General features: G+C 63.6%; 22 protein-coding genes, 1 tRNA gene and 1 pseudogene. 7 read left to right on the forward strand and 17 right to left on the reverse strand.

Translation table 11 applies throughout. The features are described from left to right. Window positions 1-6: 6 nt before the first annotated feature. The 3 genes and pseudogenes from DIC75_RS12315 to DIC75_RS02775 form a co-directional block, all read right to left on the reverse strand. Window positions 7-312, reverse strand: a pseudogene (locus DIC75_RS12315) (zinc ribbon domain-containing protein); the annotation flags it as partial. A 12-nt stretch (window positions 313-324) separates the two neighbouring features. Continuing rightward, complete coding sequence (locus tag DIC75_RS02770) at window positions 325-1,161, reverse strand: RNA-guided endonuclease InsQ/TnpB family protein (protein WP_250986481.1); 837 nt, start codon at window positions 1,159-1,161, stop codon at window positions 325-327. 421 nt (window positions 1,162-1,582) lie between these two features. Then, a tRNA-Met gene (locus DIC75_RS02775) sits at window positions 1,583-1,657 on the reverse strand. Between the two features lie 335 nt (window positions 1,658-1,992). On the opposite strand from DIC75_RS02775, the gene trxA reads away from it, so the two are divergent. Next, window positions 1,993-2,409, forward strand: coding sequence for a thioredoxin (trxA, locus tag DIC75_RS02780; protein ID WP_250986482.1), 417 nt, complete (start codon window positions 1,993-1,995; stop codon window positions 2,407-2,409). Here trxA and DIC75_RS02785 read toward each other — a convergent pair. The 12 genes from DIC75_RS02785 to DIC75_RS02840 all read right to left on the reverse strand — a co-directional run bounded on the left by DIC75_RS02785 (window position 2,406) and on the right by DIC75_RS02840 (window position 16,706). Beyond that, window positions 2,406-2,753 (reverse strand): 4a-hydroxytetrahydrobiopterin dehydratase, encoded by a 348-nt coding sequence (locus DIC75_RS02785; RefSeq protein ID WP_250986483.1) that lies wholly within the window; start codon window positions 2,751-2,753, stop codon window positions 2,406-2,408. The two genes, trxA and DIC75_RS02785, sit on opposite strands and share 4 nt — an antisense overlap. Before the next feature lie 112 nt (window positions 2,754-2,865). Next, complete coding sequence (locus DIC75_RS02790) at window positions 2,866-3,435, reverse strand: flavodoxin family protein (RefSeq protein WP_250986484.1); 570 nt, start codon at window positions 3,433-3,435, stop codon at window positions 2,866-2,868. Between the two features lies 1 nt (window position 3,436). Next, window positions 3,437-4,540, reverse strand: a complete 1,104-nt coding sequence (locus DIC75_RS02795) for a DUF362 domain-containing protein (protein ID WP_250986485.1) — start codon at window positions 4,538-4,540, stop codon at window positions 3,437-3,439. 131 nt (window positions 4,541-4,671) lie between these two features. Continuing rightward, window positions 4,672-5,154, reverse strand: a complete 483-nt coding sequence (locus DIC75_RS02800) for a GNAT family N-acetyltransferase (RefSeq protein WP_250986486.1) — start codon at window positions 5,152-5,154, stop codon at window positions 4,672-4,674. A 10-nt stretch (window positions 5,155-5,164) separates the two neighbouring features. After that, window positions 5,165-6,571 carry a PAS domain S-box protein gene (locus DIC75_RS02805; protein WP_250986487.1) on the reverse strand — a complete coding sequence of 469 codons (1,407 nt, stop codon included), beginning with the start codon at window positions 6,569-6,571 and terminating at the stop codon, window positions 5,165-5,167. A gap of 66 nt (window positions 6,572-6,637) precedes the next feature. Next, window positions 6,638-7,957, reverse strand: a complete 1,320-nt coding sequence (locus DIC75_RS02810; protein WP_250986488.1) for a hybrid sensor histidine kinase/response regulator — start codon at window positions 7,955-7,957, stop codon at window positions 6,638-6,640. Window positions 7,958-7,974: 17 nt separating this feature from the next. Beyond that, window positions 7,975-10,461 carry a hybrid sensor histidine kinase/response regulator gene (locus DIC75_RS02815; protein ID WP_250986489.1) on the reverse strand — a complete coding sequence of 829 codons (2,487 nt, stop codon included), beginning with the start codon at window positions 10,459-10,461 and terminating at the stop codon, window positions 7,975-7,977. Window positions 10,462-10,472: 11 nt separating this feature from the next. Then, entirely contained in the window at window positions 10,473-12,833 is a 2,361-nt protein-coding gene (locus DIC75_RS02820; RefSeq protein WP_250986490.1) for a methyl-accepting chemotaxis protein, read from the reverse strand. A gap of 148 nt (window positions 12,834-12,981) precedes the next feature. Further along, window positions 12,982-13,956, reverse strand: coding sequence for a chemotaxis protein CheW (locus DIC75_RS02825; protein WP_250986491.1), 975 nt, complete (start codon window positions 13,954-13,956; stop codon window positions 12,982-12,984). 63 nt (window positions 13,957-14,019) lie between these two features. Further along, complete coding sequence (locus DIC75_RS02830; RefSeq protein WP_250986492.1) at window positions 14,020-14,886, reverse strand: DUF4097 family beta strand repeat-containing protein; 867 nt, start codon at window positions 14,884-14,886, stop codon at window positions 14,020-14,022. 25 nt (window positions 14,887-14,911) lie between these two features. After that, window positions 14,912-15,748 carry an ABC transporter permease gene (locus DIC75_RS02835; protein ID WP_250986493.1) on the reverse strand — a complete coding sequence of 279 codons (837 nt, stop codon included), beginning with the start codon at window positions 15,746-15,748 and terminating at the stop codon, window positions 14,912-14,914. A 7-nt stretch (window positions 15,749-15,755) separates the two neighbouring features. After that, window positions 15,756-16,706 carry an ATP-binding cassette domain-containing protein gene (locus DIC75_RS02840; RefSeq protein WP_250986494.1) on the reverse strand — a complete coding sequence of 317 codons (951 nt, stop codon included), beginning with the start codon at window positions 16,704-16,706 and terminating at the stop codon, window positions 15,756-15,758. A 347-nt stretch (window positions 16,707-17,053) separates the two neighbouring features. On the opposite strand from DIC75_RS02840, the gene DIC75_RS02845 reads away from it, so the two are divergent. Then, window positions 17,054-17,548, forward strand: coding sequence for a hypothetical protein (locus DIC75_RS02845; protein WP_250986495.1), 495 nt, complete (start codon window positions 17,054-17,056; stop codon window positions 17,546-17,548). Between the two features lie 37 nt (window positions 17,549-17,585). Here the strand turns inward: DIC75_RS02845 and DIC75_RS02850 are convergent, their stop codons facing one another. After that, window positions 17,586-17,786 (reverse strand): hypothetical protein, encoded by a 201-nt coding sequence (locus DIC75_RS02850; protein ID WP_250986496.1) that lies wholly within the window; start codon window positions 17,784-17,786, stop codon window positions 17,586-17,588. 220 nt (window positions 17,787-18,006) lie between these two features. Here DIC75_RS02850 and DIC75_RS02855 point away from each other — a divergent pair, with 220 nt between their 5' ends. The 5 genes from DIC75_RS02855 (at window position 18,007) to DIC75_RS02875 (ending at window position 21,265) form a co-directional block, all read left to right on the forward strand. Then, window positions 18,007-18,171 carry a hypothetical protein gene (locus DIC75_RS02855; protein WP_250986497.1) on the forward strand — a complete coding sequence of 55 codons (165 nt, stop codon included), beginning with the start codon at window positions 18,007-18,009 and terminating at the stop codon, window positions 18,169-18,171. Window positions 18,172-18,176: 5 nt separating this feature from the next. After that, on the forward strand, window positions 18,177-19,475 hold the full coding sequence (locus DIC75_RS02860; protein WP_250986498.1) for an arginine deiminase family protein: 1,299 nt from the start codon (window positions 18,177-18,179) through the stop codon (window positions 19,473-19,475). A 4-nt stretch (window positions 19,476-19,479) separates the two neighbouring features. Further along, a complete protein-coding gene (gene arcC, locus DIC75_RS02865; protein WP_250986499.1) occupies window positions 19,480-20,424 on the forward strand; it encodes a carbamate kinase in 945 nt (314 codons plus the stop codon). A 62-nt stretch (window positions 20,425-20,486) separates the two neighbouring features. Continuing rightward, window positions 20,487-20,825, forward strand: coding sequence for a DUF5518 domain-containing protein (locus DIC75_RS02870; protein WP_250986500.1), 339 nt, complete (start codon window positions 20,487-20,489; stop codon window positions 20,823-20,825). A gap of 65 nt (window positions 20,826-20,890) precedes the next feature. Then, window positions 20,891-21,265: a DUF5518 domain-containing protein gene (locus DIC75_RS02875; RefSeq protein ID WP_250986501.1), complete on the forward strand. Its 375-nt coding sequence runs from the start codon at window positions 20,891-20,893 to the stop codon at window positions 21,263-21,265. On the opposite strand, the gene DIC75_RS02880 is transcribed toward DIC75_RS02875, so the two are convergent. Then, a complete protein-coding gene (locus DIC75_RS02880) occupies window positions 21,255-22,475 on the reverse strand; it encodes an MFS transporter (RefSeq protein ID WP_250986502.1) in 1,221 nt (406 codons plus the stop codon). The two genes, DIC75_RS02875 and DIC75_RS02880, sit on opposite strands and share 11 nt — an antisense overlap. Between the last annotated feature and the right edge of the window lie 127 nt (window positions 22,476-22,602).

Below are 22,602 nucleotides of genomic sequence, written 5' to 3' on the forward strand. Positions count from 1 at the left end.
CCCCGGCTAAAGTCGGGAGATTCTTGCTTCGTTGACCGGGACTTGCACCGCCGGAATTGGCGGTGTAGCGATCCCGATCTCCACAAGCGTAGATTCGGGTGTGCCCCACCCTACGGATGCTCGTTTCAGGATATTTTGTGCGGCGTTCAGATCCCGGGGAACAGTACACCCACAGACCGGACATGCATGGGTCCGCTGCCCGAGATCCTTCTTCTCTCGGTGCCCGCAGCGGAAACAGTCCTGAGTCGTATAGGCTGGCTCGACCAGATGCACATACTTACCAGCATTCGCAGCTTTGTACTGTATGAACTCTCTGGCCTTATACTACGCGGCATCGAGAATAGCTTTGGATCTGCCGCGTAGCTTCGACTCTAAAGACTCGACCATCGGTTTGATGTTGAGGTGTTCCAGAGCAATGTAGTCGTAGTTATCGACATAGTGTCGGCTCCACTTGTGCAGGAAATCGTTTCTCCGGTTCTCGACCAGCTCGTGGATCCGAGCGACCCGGATCCGCTGTTTCCGGCGGTTCCGGCCCCCGTCCACTGCCCGAGATAACTTTCTCTGGGCCCGGCGGAGCCGTTGTGCGGCCTTCCTGACGTTGTGCGGGTGCGGGAAGACCGTGCCCTCGGTGTCGGTAGAGAAGTTCTCCAGGTTCAGGTCGATCCCGACCGCCCGGGTGCCGGTCGTCGGTTCCGGGATATCGGGGGTTTCGGAGATGATCGCCACAAACCACCGGTGAGCGGGAGTATGCTTGATCACGATCTGCTTGATCCTTCCAGGAACCGGGCGGCTGAGCTCGATCCGCATCTCCCCGATCTTGCTCAGCCAGAGGCGGTTGCCCGTGAGCCGGAACCCCGTCTGTTCGTAGATCATCGAGTTGACCCACTTCTTCCGGAGCTTGCCGACCTTTCTCCCCTTTTCCTTCAGTTTTCTGAGAGCACGGAGGTTGTGGACGATCTGCTGGATGACGTTCTGCAGAACCTTGCTGTGGACCTCCTTCAGCTCAGGATACTCGGCTTTCAACTTCGGGAGACAGGAGTCCCGATACATCTTGTTCTCAAGACACCAGTTCCGGACAAAGGAGCATCTCGCAAAGCCGGTGAACAGCCGCCCGGCAACCTTCTGCGAGGGGTAGATCCGATATCTGGTGACGTATCGCATTGCGAACTCTAGGGTTCCATGGGCGCTCAGCAGGCTATAGAGTATCGCGTGCGGGGTGAAAGTGTTCTGACCAAGGGGTGCAATTCATCCCCACGGCTCAAGCCGGGGGCTTTCTTGCACCCCTTGAACCCCGGATCTGTAAGCGACTTCTCCCGGCTGTGGTTCTCCCCCCTCTCTTTTATCTCCGGGACCGAGCGCGCTTCTCACCGAGAACTCCCAGGCACCGCCAGAACCGCGGATCTCGGGAAGAACCGGTTGCTCCGGTCACTCACATCGGCCGGGCCACCCGTCCTAAAGCACCTGCGCGCGCGTTTGGGGGCCGTTTTCGGGCCCATTGGCACAGAGCGTGCAGGAAAACGGCATTGTGGAGCGGAAGACAAACAACGAATACAAAAGCGCGAAACCATCAGAGAACCGAACATAGCGAGGGATGGATTTGAACCATCGATCTACGGGTTATGAGCCCGCCGGGATTTCCTGACTACCCCACCTCGCTTCCCATCTGTGAGGTATATACCATTGTTTTCAAGAGGATATATACCTTTCCGCGGGCCGAATCGGCGCATCGAAGCCTGATGGCTTCTCACACTCTGGTTCTCGAAACCCGAAGGGTTTCTCAAACTCCGTCCTTTCGGGACGTCGTTCTAACGAACCCTCGCATCCTGCGGAGCGTCGCCGTTCGAAACCCTTCGGGTTTCTCATGCTCCGCTCCCGCCCGTCGTTACTCGAAAACGCTTCGCGTTTTCTCGAACTCCCGCCGCTCGCCATGCTCGCGCCAGTCGTCCCCATAATCCAATCATTTAATACGAGCGGACAGCATAATTCCGCTGTATGGAAGAAAAGAGGCCGGTGGACGACGACCTGCAGCGTCTCCGGGAAGAGCGCCTCCGGGAACTCGAAGCGCGGATCCAGGGCACCACGGGCGGTGTCATCGAGGTCGTCGACGACACGTTCCGGGAGACTCTACAAAAGCATCCTTCGCTGGTCGTCGACGTCTGGGCGGAATGGTGCGGTCCCTGCCGGATGGTGGCCCCGGCTATCGAGGACCTTGCGCGTGATTTCTCCGGCAGGGTGACCTTCGGCAAGTGCAACGTCGACCAGAACCCTGCCATGGCAGGGAGCTTCAGCATCACCGCGATACCGACGCTCCTGTTCTTCGCGAACGGCATGCTTGTCGACCGGGCGGTCGGTGCGCTCCCGAAAGAGGCCATCAAAGCAAGGGTCATGCGGGCCTTCGACACCGGTTAAAGGTCCGCCCCCTGCCGGGACCTGAGCCACCCGGAGAGCCGTGCGGCCATGATAAAGTCGTTCCGGGAGAGCCCGCCGATGGCGTAGGTGTACCAGGCGACATACACGAACCTGCCTTCGTGGATGCCGATATCCGGGAGATGGTTCTCCCGCGCGGAGAACACGGCGACCTCGCGGAGGAATTTCACGGCGTCACAGAACTCCTTGCAGGCGAACCGGGCGCAGAGGCGCCCGCCTTCGATCGACCAGTCCGGGACCTCCGATGCGAGGTCGGCGATCTCCCGCCGGGTCAGCGGTGCCGTATCCGCGACATCCGGGCTGATCGCCTCAGACGAAAGATCCATGGTGATCCCTCACCGGGCAGGGTGAAAAAGGTTCTTCTTCAGCAGGGGGCCGGGGAGACGCTGCCGTTCCCCCCCGGGCCGCATGTGGTTCCGGCAGAAGGTCCGCCAGGCTTCAGTGCAGTTTCCCGATCAGGAACGCCACGTTCGCGGCGAACCGCCGGACCGTTCTCATCCCTTCTTCGTCGTTTAAGGCTTCTCCCGGCGCTCGCCCGAAGACCATGTTCCAGTAGGTCGAGCCCGGCACGATCATGTCGTTGATCAGGTAAAACATCAGCATCTCCTGGAGCGTGGCGGTATGCCCGCCCCGCCGCGCCACGGCGATCGGGCCGCCCACCTTCCGGGAGAGGAACGAGTCCGACGACATCGAGACCATCCCGATCCGTTGCAGCGCCGACATGACGTCGCCCCGTGCAGTCCCGAAGTAGACCGGGGCGCCGACGATGAACCCGTCAGCCTCCCGGATCTTCGCGATGATCTCGTTTAAGCCGTCATCGAGGGCGCACTCCCCCCCGGTGCAGAGCCCGCAGGCGGTGCAGGAGAGGATGCGCATCTCCGCAAGCAGTACGGTCTCGGTCTCAATACCCTCGCGCTCGAGAACCTTTGCACACTCCCTGAGCACCAGTGCGGTGTTCCCCTCGAGCCGGGGACTCCCGCAGAGGAGCAATACTTTTCCGTTCGTCATCTTACACCTCGATCAGCCGGTAAGAGGCATCGCCAAGCCCGATCCGGGCAGCGTAGGCGATCTGGTATCTGCCGTCCGTGTAGTCCCAGACCCCCTTAAACTTGTCCTCCCCGGGAGCGAAGTTCTCCGCAAGCAGTGTCCGGGCAAACCCGAGCTCGCTGTTGACGAGGTCGAGGCTCGCGTGGTCGATCGCAACCGGGTCGGTGGAGGCGAGGATCCCGATGTCGGGGACGATCGCCGCGTCGCTCCAGGGGACGCAGTCGCAGTCGGGGGTGATGTTGAGGAGGAAATTGATGTAGCCCACCCTCCCGGATTTACCGCGGACAGCACCGAGAGCGTATTCACAGAGCCTCTCAAGGAACGGCCGGATCTCCGTCGTCCAGTCGAACTCGATCGCTCCCGCCTCGCAGGATCGCATGCAGTCGCCGCACCCGACGCAGTGCTCCGGGTTGAACTGCGCCCGTCCGTCGACGATGGTCATCGCCGCCTGCGGGCAGACCTGGGTGCACCTGCCGCATCCGATGCAGTTCTCGCTCTCCAGGAGCGGCCGGCCGGCGTGCTGCTCCGCCTTCCCGGAGGGCGGGGCACAACCCATCGCCAGGTTCTTGATCGCCCCCCCAAACCCGGCGAGGTCGTGGCCTTTGACATGCGAGAGGACGATCATACTGTCGGCGTCGAGGATGTTCCCGGCTATACGGACACTCCGGAAGTGGCTGGCGTCGATGGCGACTTCTCCCCAGTACCCGCCCCGCAACCCGTCGGCGACGATCACCGGGGCGCCGACCACGGCGTAGTCGAACCCGTGCTCGATGGCAGTGACGGTATGCCTGACGGCGTCGGCCCTGCTCCCCGCATAAAGGGTGCCGGTATCGGTGATGAACGGGTGCGCCCGACGCTCCTTCACCTTATCGACCACCTGCCGGGCAAAGACCGGGTGGACGTAGGTGTCGCACCCACGCTCCCCGGCGTGCAGTTTGATGGCCGCAAGGTCCCCCGGCCGGATCACCTCCGCAAACCCGGCTGCATCGAAGAGGCGGCGGATCTTCTGTACTTTGCTCTCGTGGTGGCTTCTCGCCCTGAGATTCGCGAAATAGACGTCTGCCATCGCTATCTGCTCCCTCTGGGGTACTCTCTCGCCGGAAGATAAGGATTGTGCCTGCACACCTCCCCTCCGGGTTGCTGGAAGCCCGGCCGCTTCTGCACCGGCAACCCTGCGGTGGGGGTAACGGCCGGGGTCTACAGCCCGGCTCTCCGGCGCATCGGCCGAACTTCCGCGCCCTCCAGGTTCCCCGCCGCCCAGGTGTAGCGTTCGCGGGTACCGGATGGAAGGTCGCGTTCCGGTATCGAGATGAACCCGAACCCCGCGTAAAATCCGGCCAGGCTCTCGACTGCGTACATAAAGAGGTCGTCGTTGTGGCAGGCCACGACCAGAGCGTTCACCGCCATGCGGGCATACCCCCTGCCGCGACAGGTTTCGGACGTGAAGACGCCGTCCACCTCCATGCTGCCGTCGGGGTGTCTCCTGCACCGGGCGAGAGAGACGATTGTCCCTGCAAGGAAGACCGCAAAGACCCTGTCCCGGTCGGGGTCGCCTACCGTACCGTGGTAATCGCGCCAGACCTCGTTCGCCGCGGAGAACTCCACGCTCCCGAGTTCACGGACCACCGGCCCGATGCCGGCCGCCCTGATCTCAATTCCTGAAAGAACAGCAGTTATCATTCCGAGCACCTCAGACAATCCTGTATCCTTCGGACGGCACGAGGATCTCAAACTTCGCTCCTGATCCGAATGTTCCGGTCTCGCGAATTGCGATCCCGGTTATGGCAAGTATCTCGTGGGCGAGGAAGAGTCCGTGCCCGTACCCGTCCGGGTTCTGGATGAAGAGCTTCTCCTTCTCCGCGTCGGTGATGCCGGTCCCGTCGTCCTCGACGATGATTGCACAGCCTTCCGGGCGCAGTTGATAGGTGATGACGATCCGGGTCGCCCCCGTCGCCGGATCCAGGGCGTTCTCAAAGAGGTGGGTAAAGACCGTCTCCAGATGGGGGTCGGCGAAGACCTCGAGCCGCTCCGTCCATGCCTGGAGGGAGACGGCACCAAAGGAGAGGCCCTCGGCCGCGTTCCGGATGGTCTTCTGCACGGGGATCCATGCCGGCGGCGATGCCCCGATATCGCGGAACTCGCGGGAGATCTCGATCTGCCGCCGGATACCGTTTGCAGCATCGTTTAAGTCGTCGATGAAGGAGAGGATCTCGGGATCGTCGAACTTCATCACGCCCACCGAGAGATGCCCGTACAGGATTGCAAGCCGGTTCGAGAGGTCGGTGCGAAGGATTCCCGAGAGGGTGTTGAGCTGGCGGCTGGCGTTCTGAAGCGCAGCCTCCGTCATGACCTCGTCGCTGACGTCCCGGATGGACTCGATAGCTCCGGTGACCTTGCCGCTCCGGTCGAGAAGCGCGGTCGCTGCGAACCTGATATGTGCCCCCCGCCCGTTCCGGAGACAGGGGGCGAGGACCTCCGAGACGAGAGTGTTCCCCTCTCTCCTGATCGAAGGGTACCCTGCCTCGGGGTCGCCACGGAGGATCCGGTCTGCGAGCAGCGCCCGTCGCTCGCCGTAGAAGGGCAGTGCGTAATCATAGTCCCCCCGGCCGAGCATGGCATCCTTCTTCACCCCCGTCATCGCTTCGATCGCGCGGTTCCAGGCGATGACCCTCCCCTCGCGGTCGATGGCAAAGGTCGCGTCGGGCAGAAACTCGATGATCTCGTTCATCTGCTGTTCGGACTCCCGGAGTCTCGTTGAGAGGAGCGCGACCACGCCGCCGACGAGGACGAGGAAGACCGCACGAGGGAGTATGGTGAGAGCAAACAGCGGAGCGGACGGGGAGAGGAGGAAGACCGTGACGGCGTAGGCCGCCGCGAGGCACACGGAGAAGATGATGCCGCGCCGTGGATACCAGTAGCTCGCGAGGATGATCGGGATGCTGAGCGGGAGGGCGGGGAGGGGGAGGAGACCTTCCGGGGCACCGAGGACCAGGCCGAGCAGGTTCCCGCCGAGGGTCAGCACGGTCAGCACTGCGATGAGCGCGATCCGGTTACGCGCATCGGGGAGGAACGTGGTGAGGGAATTTCCGACGTTCATGGGAAGACCTGCGGCTGTGGTTTCGCCCTGGATCGGGAGTTCGCTCCCGGCCGGCGGTGCCTGTGTTCATTCCGTGTGCTGGCCGCCGGCACGGATCACCTCCACCGGACAGAGGAGTTCGAACCGTGCTCCCCTCCCCGTCTCACCCGTCTCCCGGATGGTGATCCCGGTGATGGCGAGGATCTCCCGTGCGAGGAAGAGGCCGAGGCCGGTGTTCATGCCGTGCGCGTAGGAGAAGATCTTCTCCTTCTCGTCGGGAGGTATCCCCGCTCCGTCATCTTCACAGAGGATGACATATGCGTCCCCCTCCCGTTTGAGGCTGAAGGTGATGGTGGTGACCTTCTCCCCGTAGCGCAGTGCGTTCTCGATGAGGTTTGAGAATACCTTCTCGATGAGCGGGTCAGCGTAGATCTCCACCCCTGCCGGAACGGCGTTCTCAAGGGTTACCGTGCCCACCGAGACGTACTTCTTCGATCGATCCACAAGCGTTCGGACCTCCTGCCAGAGGGGGGACGTCGCCCCCACCTTCTGGTATTCGGCCGTAAACCGGAGGGTATTGCTGATCCGGTTCACCATCTCGCCGGCGCTCTCGACATGGTGCCATGCATTCGCCGGTTCCCTCTCGCGCAGCGTCCGGCCCAGGTCGAGATACCCCCCGAGCGCCGAGAGCTGGTTTAAGAGGTCGTGGCGGGTGATGCTCGCCATGAGCTGGAGTTTTCTGTTGGCGTCCGCGAGCGCCTTCTCCACGCGTCTCCGTTCCTGGTTCTCCGCCGCAAGACTCTCGTTGCTGCGCGAGAGATCCTCGACGGCCTCCCTGAGCTGATCGTTCAAGGAGTGCAACTGTTCCTGCGCTTCCTGGAGCTCGGCGTTCTTCGTCACCGCGACGGTATATGTTGAGAGGAGCGTGTTCAGGATCTTGCGCCTTCCGGCAGCGATGGTATAGGTGCTGCCGGAGAAAGGGACCTCCAGTCCTGCGGGAGAACCGTCCGGGTCGGGCATCTCTCGCGTCCGCAGGACGGCGTCAATCTGGGAGCGGACGTGTCCCGGGTCGACAGGCTTGACGATGAAACTGTCGGCCCCGGATGCAAGCCCTCGCATCACGTCGGCAGGATCGTAGAGATTGGTGACCAGGATGACCGGGATATCCGGGAAATTCTCCTTGATCCGGCGGCAGAGCTCGTATCCGTCCATCCCGGGCATCATGACGTCGGTCAGGACGATGTCGGGTCGGCCGGTTCCTATCCGCCGTATCGCCTCGATGCCGTCCGCCGCCAGGGCAACATCGTATCCTTCCGTCTCAAGCATGTGACGGAGGAGTTCGGCCTGCGTCCGGCTATCCTCCACCACCAGAATACTCATTGCCGTTACATCGTGTTTATCTTCCATGTCGGCCCTCCTTTCCGTCAGCGGCGACGCATCAGGCGGTGGATCATCTCGAGAAAGTCCCCCGTCTCGAAACTGCTCTTGACGATATAGGCGTCCGCCCCGACCGCTTTCCCCCGCTCCCGGTCTTCGGGCGAGTCGAGCGAAGTGACCAGCGCCACCCGAAGCCCGGCAAGCTGCCGGCCTTCGGCACGTATCTTCTCGGTGAGCGTAAAACCGTTCATCCGGGGCATATCTACGTCTGACACGACCATATCAAACTCATGCTGCTTAAGCCTTGCGAATGCGTCGATGCCGTCGACGGCAGTCTCTACCTGATATCCAGCCCCTTCAAGAACCGTCTGCAGCAGGACCCGGGACGTAACCGAGTCCTCCACGACGAGGATACGCCGCCCCGTCTCTCCCGGGAGTGCCGGGGGAGGTGCCGACCGGTCCGCCTGCATCGCGTCCTGGATCAGCTCGAGGGGGTCGAGAACGAGCGCCACGCTCCCGTCCCCGAGGATCACGGCTCCCTCGATCCTTCGGACGGAACGGAGCTGGCTCCCGAGCGGCCGGACGACGATCTCCTGCACCCGGATAACCTCGTCGACCATGCACCCGATCTGCCCTGCCCCGTATGCGATGATGACGAGGGGTGTTGGACGCGACGGGTCGTAAGAGCCGGAGCGGGAGTACTGAAGGTGCGACTCGCGGTGGGCGGCGCGCCCGGAGCGGGAGCACTGAAGGTGCGACTCGCGGTGGGCAGCACGCCCGGAGCGGGAGCACTGAAGGTGCGACTCGCGGTCGGTGGGAGCGGTTGCCCCTCGTTCTCCAGGGTCATGAGAGCCGGATGGAGGGATACCCAGGGCATCGGTGAGCTGGATGACCTCGATCGTCTCCCCTGAAAGCCGGATCGTCGGTCGGCCCCTGGAGAGGACCAGGGAGCCGGGGCGAATCCGGAGGACCTGCTTGACCTGCTGCATCGGAAGGACGTACACCTGCTTCCCGGAGCGGACGAGCAGCCCGCGGAGGGTGGCCATCCTGACCGGAACGAAGAAGGTGATGGAGGTCCCTCGTCCGACAGCCGAGGAGACCGTCACCTCTCCCCCGAGACGGGATACGGTATCCTCCACGATCGCAAGCCCGAGCCCTCTCCCCGAGAGGTCGGTGACGATCCGGCTCGTCGTCATCCCCGACCTGAAGATGAGCCAGATCGCCTCGCTGTCCGTGAGGCCCTCGTCCTCATCCTCCGTGATCACCCCGTTCTCGACGGCGGTTCTCCGTATCGCGCTGCTGTCGATGCCGGCGCCGTCATCGGCCACCTCGATGCCGACCCTGCTGCCGGAGCGGGGAAAGACCCGGATCCGCACGGAACCGGTGGCCGGTTTCTTTCGGGTTAGCCGGATATGTGGATCCTCGATGCCGTGGTCGATACTGTTGCGGATAAGATGCATGACGGGCTCTTTCAGCGCATCGAGAATGCGCCGGTCCACCTCGATCTCCCCCCCCTCGATGGTGAGGTCAACCGATTTTCCCGAGGTTCGGGAGAACTCTCTCACGAACGCGGAGAACGGTGTGAGCATGCTTGAGGCCGGGAGCAGCGCGGCATCGTGGATCAGATCGGAGATCTCGGAGGTGCTCGTCTTGAGTGCCGACTGGTCGATCTCCATGGCACGGAGATGCGTGGCGAGGTCGTGCTGCAGGTAGGTCACGAACTCCCGGTTGTACTCCAGGAACTCGACCGCCCGCTGGAGCGGCAGGACAAGGTCGGGTGGGATCGCTGCCTTCTCCTCGCCGAAAACCTTCCTGCGGATCAGGTATAGGTCGTTGAACGCCTGTGAGTGGTTCCACTGCCAGAGGGCAAAACGGGCCGTCATCTCCTCAAGTTCGCGTATTCGCTGCGTGATGAAGAGCCGTGCCGTGAGGAGATTGTCGGCCCCGGTGGTGAGCCGGTCGAGTTTGTGGGCCGCAATCCGCACCGTGCCCCCGTCCGGTCCCGGCCCGGCCGGCTCGGCACCGTTACGGACCCCTGCCGTGTCGGGGGCGTGGCTCTCCCGGAAGGCCGGGCCCGGTTCGTCCCGCCGGTCGTCCGGGGGACCATTCCCGAAAGCCCTGTCGTCACGGCTCTCTTCGGCCGGCCTCTTCCTGCCGGGAAGGGCCCGGAGCGCCCCGTTGATCTCCGCCGGCGAGATACCGGGTCTCTCTCCGCGGAGAAGCGCCTTCACGACCGCAAGTGTCCGGTGGAAGAGATCGAAGTCGTCCACGCCGGGTGTGTACTCGCCCCGTTTCACCAGGGAGAAGACAGTCTCGAGGTTCTGGCAGAGTGACTCGATCTCCCGGAGGTTAACCGCACGTGCCGCGCCCTTCAGACTGTGGATCCTGCGGTAGACCGACTCGATCAGTTCGGGCGTCGGCCCCGCCTTCTCAAGCTCGATCAGCCCTTCGGTGATTGCTTCAAGGTACTCGTCCGCCTCCTCGCGGAACGTCTCGAGGAGACGGGCACGGAATACATCGTCCGATCCGGTCATGGCAGGTCGTGTTAGACCCGGTACTGCTGGGTGATCCTCTTCAAGCGGTCACCGAGCTCGTGCAGGTCTCCGGCAGTCTTCTCCGCCTTGTGAGTGGTTTCAAGGTTCTTCTGTGCCGCGTCGCGAATATTCTCCATCGCGCGGGAGATCTGGTCGACCCCCGATGCCTGCGTCTGGATCGAGGCGGCGATCTCGATGACCTCCTGCGAGGTGTCTGCTATCGACCGGGCGAGCACTTCGATCGCTTCCTGCGCGTTGCTCGTCAACCGGGCTGCATCCGCGACGGATCGTATCCCCTGCTCGGTCGAGACCGCAGTCGAGGAGACCCCCTGCTGAATGTCGGTGAGGATGACACGGATGTTTGAGGTCGCCTTCTTCGACTGCTCGGCGAGGTTGTGAATCTCGTTCGCGACGACTGCAAACCCTTTCCCGAACTCCCCGGCCTTTGCGGCTTCGATAGAGGCGTTCACCGCGAGCAGGTTGGACTGTTCGGAGATATCGGTCACGGTCGCGATGATCTCGCCGACGGCCTGGCTCTGTTCCGAGAGCCGGATGACATTCATCCGGACGATATCCATCTGCCGCTGGATCTGGTTCATACCCTCCAGGATCTCACGCACGGACTTCTGGCCGTCCTTTGAGACGTCGAGCGCCCGCATTGCCTTCTCGGAGACGCCTTTCGTCTTCTGGTTCACCAGTTCGGTCTTCTTCCGGACGCTCTCGACCGAATCCGAGGTCTCGTTCACCGTTGCGGCGGTCTGCGAACTGGCCGCGGAGAGCTGGGTCGTGACCGCCAGGATCTCGTTCGATGCCAGAGAGAGCACCGAGACCCCTTCGTAGAGTTCCTCGCTGATCAGTTTCATCAGCCGCGAGAGTTCGATCCCAATGGTATTGAGGGCGTCACGGTAAGCGACAAACTCCCCGGCAACCGGGATCTTCTCGTCGAACCGGGCGGTAAAGTCGCCGGAAGCATAGAATCGCGCAAGCCGCATCGCCTCGTTCACCGGTTCCGTTATCGATTCAAGGGTCTTGTTGAACCCGGCGATGATCATCCGGTATCCGCCGCGGAACGCCTTCTCATCCCCGCGAATGGAGAGGTCGCCTGCGCGGGCGGCGTCCGTGAGTTTGAGCGTCTCTTTATGGAGATGGTCGAGGGACTGGACCATCAGCGCGAGCGCGGGGCGGATCTCGTCGCCTTCATCGGTGACCGGGAACTCCTGGACATACTCGCCGAGGGCGATCTTCTTCAAGTTCCCGACGACGTTCGTCTGGAGGTCGCCGGCAAACTCATCCATCGTTTTAGCCATGACCCCGATCTCGTCCTGCCGCTTGATGTTGAGCCGGGCGGAGAGGTGCCCGTTGCGGAGCTCTTTGAGCATCAGCACGACCTGCTGCAGGGGCTCAGAGATCGAACGGCCGAAGAGGATGGCTATGGCGACACCGATGGCGATGGATGCGAGGACGACGACGATGATCGTATTCCTTATGGTATCTATCGGTCCGGTGAAGTCGGAGAGTTCGGCACGCGAGACGATGTGCCAGTCGAGCGGCTCGAAATAGGTATAGGCGTCGATGATGTCGGTGCCGTCGATCTCGTGGCGGATGACCCCGACCTTATTCTCGAGCATCTCCTGGACGAAGTCCTCGTCGGACCAGTTCTCTCCTTCGAGGGACGGATGCACGAGCAGCTGGCCGTTGCTGTCGATGACGAACATGTAGCCGTTCTGGCCGATGACCGTCTCCCTGAGGCTTGCCTTGACGACGTCAAGCGTCTCCTCCTCCTCGGTTCCGACGAAGAGAACCCCTACCGTCGTGCCGCTGCTGTCCTTTATCGGTTCGTATGCGGTGACGTAGCGCTTGCCGAAGAGGTCTCTGCTCCCGTAATAGGTCTCCCCCTGGTTCACCACGACATCGTAGACGTTCTGGGTCAGTTCGGTTCCGACTGCCCGGGTACCGTCGGTCCCGATGACGTTCGTGGATACCCGGACGGCATGGTCGTCATACACCTGGAAGACCGTCGCTGCGCCGCCGACCAGGGACTGCACCTGATCGACGATCTCGAAGTTATCGTTGATGACGTACGGATCGCCGCCGTCGTTCACCAGCGTCAGTTTCCCGTCGATGATCTCGGGGGTGCCCCGGGCGTAAAAGTTCTCCCGGAGGACGTTGAGGTCGCTGTTCACCTTATTGCGCGTGAGTTTGTAGACATCGTTGGTCCATCCCCTTGCGTCGTGCACCTGCGTCTCGAGCAACGTCTCGATCTGGTCGTTGATCACACCGCTCGAACTGGTATACGCTACTATGCCGAGCATAAGCGTCGGGATGATCGCCAGAAACAGGCAGATGACGAGGATCTTCGTCCCGACTTTCATGTCTGAAAAAAATGTGAACATACTACTTCCGTTCCACTCGCTCTTGTACGCCTGAATAGATTGATCTGCACTTCGGGTTAAATAATGATCCGTCCGTAAAAGAACGATTCCTGGCGAGCTTTCTGCATAACGACCGGATAAAGTGGCGTTACTTCCTGGTTTCGTTTATCACCATCGCGGGATCGGCAAGGATCGCCGCCGCGTCAAGGACGATCACCGATCCGTCTGTAGCGCCCAACAGGTAACGCCGTTCGATAGGTGTCATGCCGGGGTCTACGGGGGAGAACTGGTCGGTCGGCCTGATGCCGATATCCGTGATATAGTCTGCAAGGATTCCGAAGGTTACCGTTCCGTCGGTCAGAACGATGACCCGGTTGAGGTCTGTCAGCCCATGCTTCGGGATCGAAAAAAGCGTGCGGAGATCGACGATGGAGATGATCTCTCCCCTGACCGTACAGATCCCGGCGATGAAGTCGGGCACCCCGGGAACCGGGGTGATCTCACGGATGATGAAGACTTCCCGGATGTACTGCGTCTTGATGGCGTATTCCTGGTTGGCGAGGCGGAACGTGAGGATCTCCGAGAACGAGGTTTCAGGCGGCTCCTCCTCCGGCTGCGCGAACGCTCGCGCCCGGGCCGCGAGGATAGCCCCGGCTCTCCCGGGATCACAGGAAGGCTCCTCCCCGCCGGTTCCGACCGCGCCCGGGAGGGGGAGCTGCCCGTTCTCTTCCGCCGCAAGGAATGCGGAGAGATCGTAGATGAGAACCGTTCCGTTGTCCGCCACCAGAACACCCGGAGAGGAGGAGATGTCGCCGTCGGGCGGGAGCGGCACCGTGCTCTCCTGCACCCCCTTCACCCTGTCCACCCAGAGGGCTACGCAGTCAGGACCGGGATGCGCGATGATGAGGGCGTCGGTGGGGAGGGGAGGGCGGTCGGGGAGCCCGAGGAGCATCCGGAGCGAGTAGACCGGGACGGTCCTGCCGTGCAGGTTCATGGTCCCCGCTCCTCCCCTGCGGTTGCCTGCTTCGGGCCGGAGTTCCACCATGCCGACGACCTGCCGGGTCTCGGCGAGAGGGAGCGCACAGGCTATCCCCTCAACGGTGAAGGACAGAAGGTGTGTCATGGCGGATCACCGGATGTTCGAAGGTTGGTCCGGAGCGGATAAAAGGTTACGGGGGCCTGCCGGTCAGAGCCTGGTGAGTTCGATACCCCCGTTCGAGGTGGTGACGGTGATCGTCGGCCCCCCTTCGCCGAGGGTGCCAGAGACCCGGGTTCCCGACGACTCGTCAAGCAGGAGCGGGAGGTCGCTTGCCACGATCCTGCCGTTTGAGGTGGTGGCGACCACCCGGGCATCCAGGCTCTCTGCGAGCCGGAGCGTGACGGCGCCGTTGCTCGACGATACCGCCACGTCCCCCCGGACGGCAGGAATCTCGGCAGATATCGGGCCGTTCGAGGTTCGCAACTCTGCGATCCCTCCGGCCTCCTCCACCGTGATGGGGGCGTTGCTGGTCCTTGCGGTGACGTACCCTTCGGCGCCCCGCACCTCGATCCCGCCGTTCGAGGAGGCTGCCGTGAGATCGCCGCCGGGAGCGCCGTCAACCCGCACGGGGCCGTTCGACGTCCGGAGTTCCGTTCCGTTCACCAGCACTCCGGAGAGATCGATGGGGCCGTTCGAACTCTCGACCCGCTGCAGGACGACGGTGGGCGGCAGGTGTATCGTGTAGTCCACGCTCACCTGCGGGTTGAACGCGGTATGCACTGTCTCGATCCGGAGAGGATCGCCCTCCGTCACCTCTATCCGGACCTTCGCGAGTTCACCCTGGCCGTAGACGGACCGTTTGACCGCACTGACGGCGACGCTCTCCCCCTCCCGGACGTCTACGTTCACGCCCCCGTTCCGGTTGATCACGACGACACCGCTCTCCGGCTCAACCGTGACCGTCCGGTCGAACTCCTCCGTCGACTCGAGCCCCGGCACCCCGACGCACCCGGGGAGAATGGCGAGGACGGCGAGGACGGCGAGAGCCAGCAGCGCATATACGGTTCCCTGCATGGTTGTCCTTCTCTGTGGCCGCCCGTTATGTAACTATCGCCGTCTCAAACGTCCGGCGGGCGAGGAGGTACATCACCGCCGCAAAGGCCACGAGGTAGGCGAACGATGCGAGGACGTCGGTCGTGGTGGAGGAGTAGTGGGCACCGACGGCGAAGAAGTCGTTTCCGAGGGCGAAGTAGCGGACCCCGTTGACCAGGTGGGTGAGCGGGTTGTAGATCGAGAGAGCCTGTAAGAGCGGCGGGAATGCCTGGATCGGGTAGAGGGCGTTCGAGACGAAGAAGAGCGGCAGGGTGAGGAGCGTGATGACCCCCTGCAGGCCTTCCGGGCTCTCGAGGCGCATCGAGATGGTGGAAGAGAAGAGGAGGAATCCGAGTGAGAAGACGCCGACGAACGCGAATATGCCGAGGACAGAGAGGGCGATCTGCGTGGCCGAAAACCCGGGGAAGAACCGGACCCCGAGGAGGAGCCCGAACGCCATGATGATCGTCACCTGGATAAACGACTTCGTCATCCCCGAGAGGCTGACCCCCAGCATGATGTGGGTCCGGGGCATGGGGCTCGCGAGCATCTCCCGCATCAGGCCCCAGTTCTTATCGAAGAGGAGGCTGATCCCTCCAAAAAGACTCGTAAAGAGGGTCGTCATCGCGATCACCCCGGCGGCCATGAAGGTGAGGTAGTCGACCGGGACGACGCCTGCCGGGACCGGGATGGCGGAGGCGAACCGGTCGAAGTTCGAGGACATCGCGACGCCGAAGAACGCCATCCAGAGCGCCGGCTGCAGGAGCGATGCAAAGAGCTGCGTCCTGAACCGGACGAACCGGATCATCTCCCGCCAGTAGACGGTGAGGAACTCCCATGCCACCTTCCGTTCACGCCCCTGTATCCCGCAGTTCTCTCCCCGTGTAGTGGACGAAGACATCGTCCATCGTCGGTTTTTTCAGGTTCACGCTCGAGATCCCGATCCCGGCGCCCCGCACCGCATCGACGATCCGCGGGAGACAGTGGCTCCCGTCGGCCGAGATCGTGATCGAGAGGCCGCGGGGGGACGTGGTGATCGACCGGATCTCCCCGATCCCCCGGAGGGACTCGCGCGCTTTCCCGTCGTCCTCGGTCTCCAGGTAAACGACGTCCTCGCCGAGTGCGTTCTTCAGCTCCCCCGGGGTGCCGGAGACGATGATCTTCCCGCCGTCGATGATGCTGATCCGGTCGGAGAGCATATCGGCCTCCTCCATGTAGTGGGTCGTCAGGAATATCGTCGTCCCGGCCTCGTTCACCTGCCGGACGTATTCCCACATCCGCATCCGTGTCTGGGGATCGAGCCCCTGTGTCGGCTCATCGAGAAACAGGACTTCCGGCCGGGTCATCAGCCCCCTGGCGATCTGGAGCCGCCGTTTCATGCCTCCGGAGAGGTTCTTCGTCCGCTCGTCCCGTTTGGAGCCGAGTTCCACGACCCTGAGCAGATCGTCGATCCGCCGCCGCCGTTCGTCCCGGGGAATGGCGTAGAGCCGCCCGTGAAACTCCATCGTCTCCCAGACGGTAAGGTCACGGTCGAGCACGTCTTCCTGGAAGACGATGCCGATAGCCTCCCTGACCCTCCCGGGCTCTCGCGCGACGTCGTGGCCGGCCACCCGCACCGTACCTTTCTGGAGGGGGAGGAGCGTTGTCAGGATGTTGATGGTGGTGCTCTTTCCCGCGCCGTTGGGACCGAGGAATGAGAAGATCTCGCCTCTCCGGACGGTGAAACTGATGCCGCGCACCGCCGTAAAACTATCGAACGTATGTTCGAGGTCCCACACTTCGATGACATCGTCCCCTTCCATCGATCACCATCCGCTCCCTGCGGTCCTGCACCTCATGCACGGTGCCGTCATATCTCCCTTTCCCTCCCGGAACACGGCAGTCTGCCCGGAGGCGCGCGTTCCGTGTTCTCCTCTCCCCGTCGCACTCCGGAGTGCGGGTCCGGGTGGTAAATGCACTCCCGCATCCCTCCCGCGGCCGGCCCGGAATAGATATTCTGAAATACCAGAACTCCCACATCCATCCTCAGAGACGGAATGTGCGGCTGCTGCTTGCTCGCCTGCAGAGGCGATCTGAGGGCCCGATCCGGGTATAGCATCACTCCCGGCACCGGCGCGCCGGAACCCGGCGAGCGTGCGGGAGGGCGGCAGTGACCCCACCCCTCCGGGCGGTCTTCGCTCTCCTCCTCGTAGCGCTGACGCTTGTGACGGCGGCAGGCGGGCTCGTGGTCGACAACGCCGACCTGACCCCGGCAGAAGTGAAGCTCCTCTTTGCGATGCGGGAGTATACCCTGACCTACAACGAGTATGCCGACCGGCTGCCGGGATGGGTGACCGGCCCCTTCGAGGACGAGAAGGTCAACCTCTATGTCACGTCTCCCGACGGCGTGCTGGTCATCGGGATCACCTTTCATGACAGGAAGATCGTCCAGTTTGACGCGAAAGGCTGCCCGGACCCGATCGTCACGGTGACCACCGATTCTGGGACGGTGGAGGGGGTTATGGTCTCCGACCGACCGTTCGACACGTTCCGGGCGGCGATGCGGAACGGCACGGTCACGATCGAGGGGAACAACCTCCTTGGGGTGTTGCGGTCGGGGATGGTCCGGTTCGGGCTCTGGACGATGGACGTCCTCCGGTTGTGACGGAGCCTAAAAAGATATAGTTGACGGGCTGCCGCCCTCACAGCCCCACGAGGCGCATGCAGAACCCGAGGGTCAGCCCCGACATGGAGGATGTCGCCGAGAGGGCCGCGAGCACCGCGGCGTTCACCAGCGGGCCGGTCCTGAGCGGGGTGTAGGTCGGGTTGCACTGCAGTCGCCGCACTATCCTGAACGGTTTTGCGGTCGTCGAGATGGGGGATTTGTAACGTCTGATCCTCATGTGAACACCTCCTCGTGCCGGGTAGATATTATTTCCTGAGTGTCGATTGTTCCTCTGAATAATAATTATTGCGGTTTCACTCTCCGGAGGGGGGGCGGCGACAGCCGCTCCGGAGCAGGCAATCGACGGGGATGCGTCACTCCGGGATCAGGTGCGGATAGCCCCTGGGAACCCGGCCCGCGACAGGTTTATCCGTTCTCCGGGCGAGGGGGTCCCATAGATGCATCGATACGCAAAACTCCTCCTCTATGGGCTGCTGGCGTTCGCCGTCTTTGCCGGGGTCAGTTTCGCCGTCGGCGGGCGGGTGAACTGGGCGCTCGGGATAGCGACGGCCGCCGGGGTGATGATCGCGTACTTCTTCGCCGCTCTCCGGCGGGGGAGGTGAACAGGATGGCGCCGGGAGTGCGGGCAGAGTGGGAGCGGCTCCGGAGTGTGGCCGTCCACCGGCCGGGAATCGAGATGTTCTTCGGGCTGCTGGAACCGTATGCGGCGCTCTACGAACGGGCGTTCAGCCGCTACGAGGCCCGCCGGGAGCACGACGGTCTCGAGCGCACCCTCCGGGAGGAGTTCGGGGTCCGGGTGCTGCGGCTCAAGGAGACGATCCTCGATGCCGCCGACCGCGACCCGGCGGTACGCCGGCGGCTGGTCGATTGGGCGCACGAGACCGTCACCCTCCGGGGCGGCAGAAGAGAGGTGGCGGAGGCCCGCCGGAGCATGGAGCAGAACGCCGACGCCCTGGACTCGCTGCACTTCTTCACGCTCCTACTCTTGAATCCGGTCATCGACGTGGGGCGGGGGCGCGCCGGCGGTGGGGTGGACGTCCACATCCTGGAGCGCCAGCCGCTCGCAAACCTCTATTTCATGCGCGACCAGCAGGCGGTGACCGACTGCGGCCTCGTCGTCGCACGGCCGGCAAAACGGCAGCGTGCCCGGGAGCCCGAGATCACCCGGTTCCTCTGGGATATCCTCGGCATCCCCATCGCCGGAGCGGTCCGGGAGCCGGGGACGTTCGAGGGCGGGGACTTCATGCCGATGGGGGAGTTCGCTCTCGTGGGCACCGGAGACCGGACGAACCGTGCCGGGCTACACCAGTTTCTCGGCTTCGCTCCGGGGTTCGACGAGATCGGCGTGGTCCACCAGCCGGGCCACCCGCTCATCCCGGGCGACCGGCCCGACCCGATGGTCGATATGCACCTGGACACCTACTTCAACGTCGCGGGAAGCGGGGTGGTGATCGGATCCGTAGTCCTCCTCCGGAGGGCGCAGGTCGACGTCTATTGCCGGACGGACGGGGGCTACGAGTTGTCGGGCGAGGTCGCGAGCCTCTACGATTACATCCGGTCCAGAGGATTTTCAGTGATCGATCTCTCGATCCTGGAGCAGCTCTCCTACGCCGCAAATGTCCTCTGCGTCCGGGACGGGAGCATCCTCGCGGTGGAGGGGGAGCGGGTGATGCAGACGGTGCTCCTGAACCTGGAGCGGAAGGCCGCACGGGACCCGCAACGCTACGGGAGGCTTCTACGCCATGCTGAGGAGGACTACCGCCGGATCGGGAGCGCCGGAAGGTTCTTCCCGCACAAGGGGGAGTTCTCCCGGCACGGCATCGAGGTCTGTCCGCTCCACCTCGAGAACCTGACCGGGGGCTACGGCGGCCCCCACTGCATGACCTGCACGCTGGAGCGGGGGTGACGGGATGACGGGGAAGGCCGTGGTTATCGCGCTCGGCGGAAACGCTATCCTGCGGCACCGGGAGACGGGGACGGCCGAAGAGCAGTTCGCAAATGTCCGGAGAGCCTCGCGGCATATCGCGGGGATCGCGAGCGACGGATACGCCGTCGTCATCACCCATGGGAACGGCCCCCAGGTGGGTGATATCCTCCTCCGAAACGAGATCGCAAAGGATACCCTCCCGTCGATGCCGCTCGACGTCTGTGGGGCGGAGAGCCAGGGGATGATCGGCTACCTGCTCCAGCAGTCGATGCAGGAGGCCCTCGGCGAGGCCGGGCTCGACTGTCCGGTCGCGACGGTGCTCACCCAGACCCTGGTGGACAGCGACGATCCGGCGTTCGGGAACCCGGAGAAACCCATCGGGCCGTTTTATACGGCGATGCAGGCGAGACGGCTCCAGGAAGAGCAGGGCTGGCGGATGGTGCAGATCCCGGGGCAGGGCTACCGGCGGGTGGTGCCCTCGCCGCGCCCGGTTGCCCTCGTAGAGGAGCAGGCGATAGTCAGGCTTTTTTCGGCCGGGACGGTCGTGATCGCCGCGGGCGGCGGAGGTATCCCGGTGGTCACGGATTCAGGCGGCCGCCTCCGGGGCGTCGAGGCGGTGGTGGACAAGGACTACACCGCGGCGCTCCTCGCCCGGCTCGTCGGCGCCGGGGATCTCCTGATCCTGACCGACGTCGAACGCGTTGCCCTGAACTACGGACGGCCGGACCAGCGGGATATCGGCGAGATGACGGTCCTCGAAGCACGGGAGCATCTCGCGGCGGGGCAGTTCCCTCCCGGGACTATGGGGCCGAAGATCGAGGCGGCCGTTGGGTTCCTCGACGCAGGAGGGGGGCGGGTAACCATCGCATCGCTTGAAGAGGCCTCGCAGGCCCTCGCCGGCCTGGCCGGGACCCGGATCTGCCCGTAACCGGTTCTCCTCCCCAACACTTATATACTACATTCCCGAACTCCCGGCGGTGATGGAAGAATATGGCGGATAACTTCTGGACAGGTGTCATCGTCGGGTGGCTCGTGGGGCTCATTCTCGGCTTCCTGCTGCCGGTCATCGGACCGCTGATCGGCGGTTTCGTCGCCGGCTGGATGGTCAGGGGCGGCATAGGCAACGGCGCGAAGGCCGGGCTGTTTGCCGGCATCCTCGGTGCCATCGTCATCGCGGTGCTGCTTCTTCTCGGCGGCACGCTTCTCCTCGGGGCATTCGGGTTCATCGCGGGTCTCGGGACGTCGCTCGTCATCATCGTGGCGGCGTTCGTCTATCAGGGGCTTCTCTCCCTGATCGGCGGTGCCATCGCCGGAGCGATCCGGCGGTAAGACGGTAGCGCGGAGCAAACACCGGGGAGGGCGATCTCCCCGGCTCTTCTCGACCGGAGGCGGAATTGGCAGAAGGCAGGGGTTCATACTGGCTCTCCGCGCTTGTGGGGATCATCTTTATGCTCTTCATCAGCCCATTCTTCCCGGTGGTGGGCCCGATCGCCGGTGGGATCGTCGGCGGTTACCTCGGGCCCCCCGGGGCGGTCAGGGGCGCTCTCGGCGGGCTCCTGGACGGACTCATCGTCGCCGCGGTATTCTCGGTCATCGCCGTCGTCGGGGGGACGGCGTTTCTTGGCCCCGTCGGCACCCTCATCGGCCTCGGGATCGCTGTTCTTCTCTTTGCTCTCGCCCTCTACTTCGGGATTCTCGGTGCCGTCGGCGGTGCGATCGGTGGGGCGCTGAAAGCGTGGATGATGTCGCGCCGGATGGTTACGGGATGAGGCCCCCGATCTCCTCCTGGAGCCTTACTGCGATGCGGCAGCGGTACATCCAGAGGTAGGCGATCACCGCTGCGGTCTCGACGATGACGACGTACGCGACGATATGCCCGATCGATACGTCGTAAAGGATGCCCATCACGACGCTTCCTGCGAACCACGCCGTCCCGAAGACCGCGCTCACGGCGCCGTAGACCTTCCCCCTCCGGTCCGCCGCCGTGGACTCCGCGATCGATGCCCGAAGGGCGGTCTCGAAGATCCCGATTCCGGCCCCCCAGGCGAGCGATCCTGCGATCGCCACGCCCGGGTCGGGCGAGAAGGCAAGCAGAACCGTCGCGGTACTGAGGACAGGGATGGTGAGGAGGACATGGGTACCGATGCGGTCGAAGACCCGCCCGACGAGCAGCGCCACCATGACCGAGACCACCATCGCGGATGCGTAGAAGAGGGGGATGACGGCATCGGGGACGATCGACTGGGCTTTTAAGTGGAAGGAGATGAGCGGGAAGCTGGCGAACCCGGCCATGCCGAGGAAGATGAACGCTGCATACGGGATGATCACGGGCGGATCGTCCATATTCTCCCTGGTCCCGCCGTTTGCTTCCAGGCGTCCCGGCTTCGGCACCTTTGATTGGGCGAGGAAGAGGACCACAGCAACGCCGGCGAGAGGGATGCCGAGCAGGAGAAAGCCCGGGGCGTATCCACCGGTGAGGGCCAGGGCAGCGACCATGATCAGCGGGCCGATGACCGCACCGACCTGGTCGAGCGCCTTGTGAACCCCGAACCCCCACCCTCGTCCGACGGTCGTCGTCGCGTGGGAGAGGATCGTGTCCCGCGCCGGTGTCCGGACGGCCTTCCCTATCCGTTCGGCGATGATGAGGACGGCCGCGGTCTCCCACCGGCCGGCGACAGCGAGAAGCGGGATGGCGGCGAGCAGGCCGTAACCGGTCATCGCCACCTTCCAGTAGCGGTGACTCCGGCCGACGTAAGCACCGGTGGCGGACCGCAGTGCGTATCCTATGAGTTCGCCTGATCCGGCGACCAGCCCGACGACGGCCGCACTCCCCCCGAGGAGGAGGAGGTAGGGGCCGGTGACGCTCCGGGCGCCGTTCGAGACCAGGCTCCCCAGGAGACTTGCCGCGCCGAGCAACAGGATGAGCCGAACAGAGAGGTCGCGGACCTCCTGCCGGTTTTCCGGAGAGGGATCGGGCATACTCCCCGTGGTCTTGGAGGACCGTTCTCATTAAGTACTGCACGGAAGGCAGCAGTGCCCTTATTTGCGCTCGCCGCGAATACCTTCTTAGCACAACCCCCGGAACGGGATCGGACCGTCTGGGGAG

Source organism: Methanoculleus oceani (genome assembly GCF_023702065.1).
In the GTDB taxonomy this organism is placed as follows: Archaea; Halobacteriota; Methanomicrobia; order Methanomicrobiales; family Methanoculleaceae; genus Methanoculleus; species Methanoculleus oceani.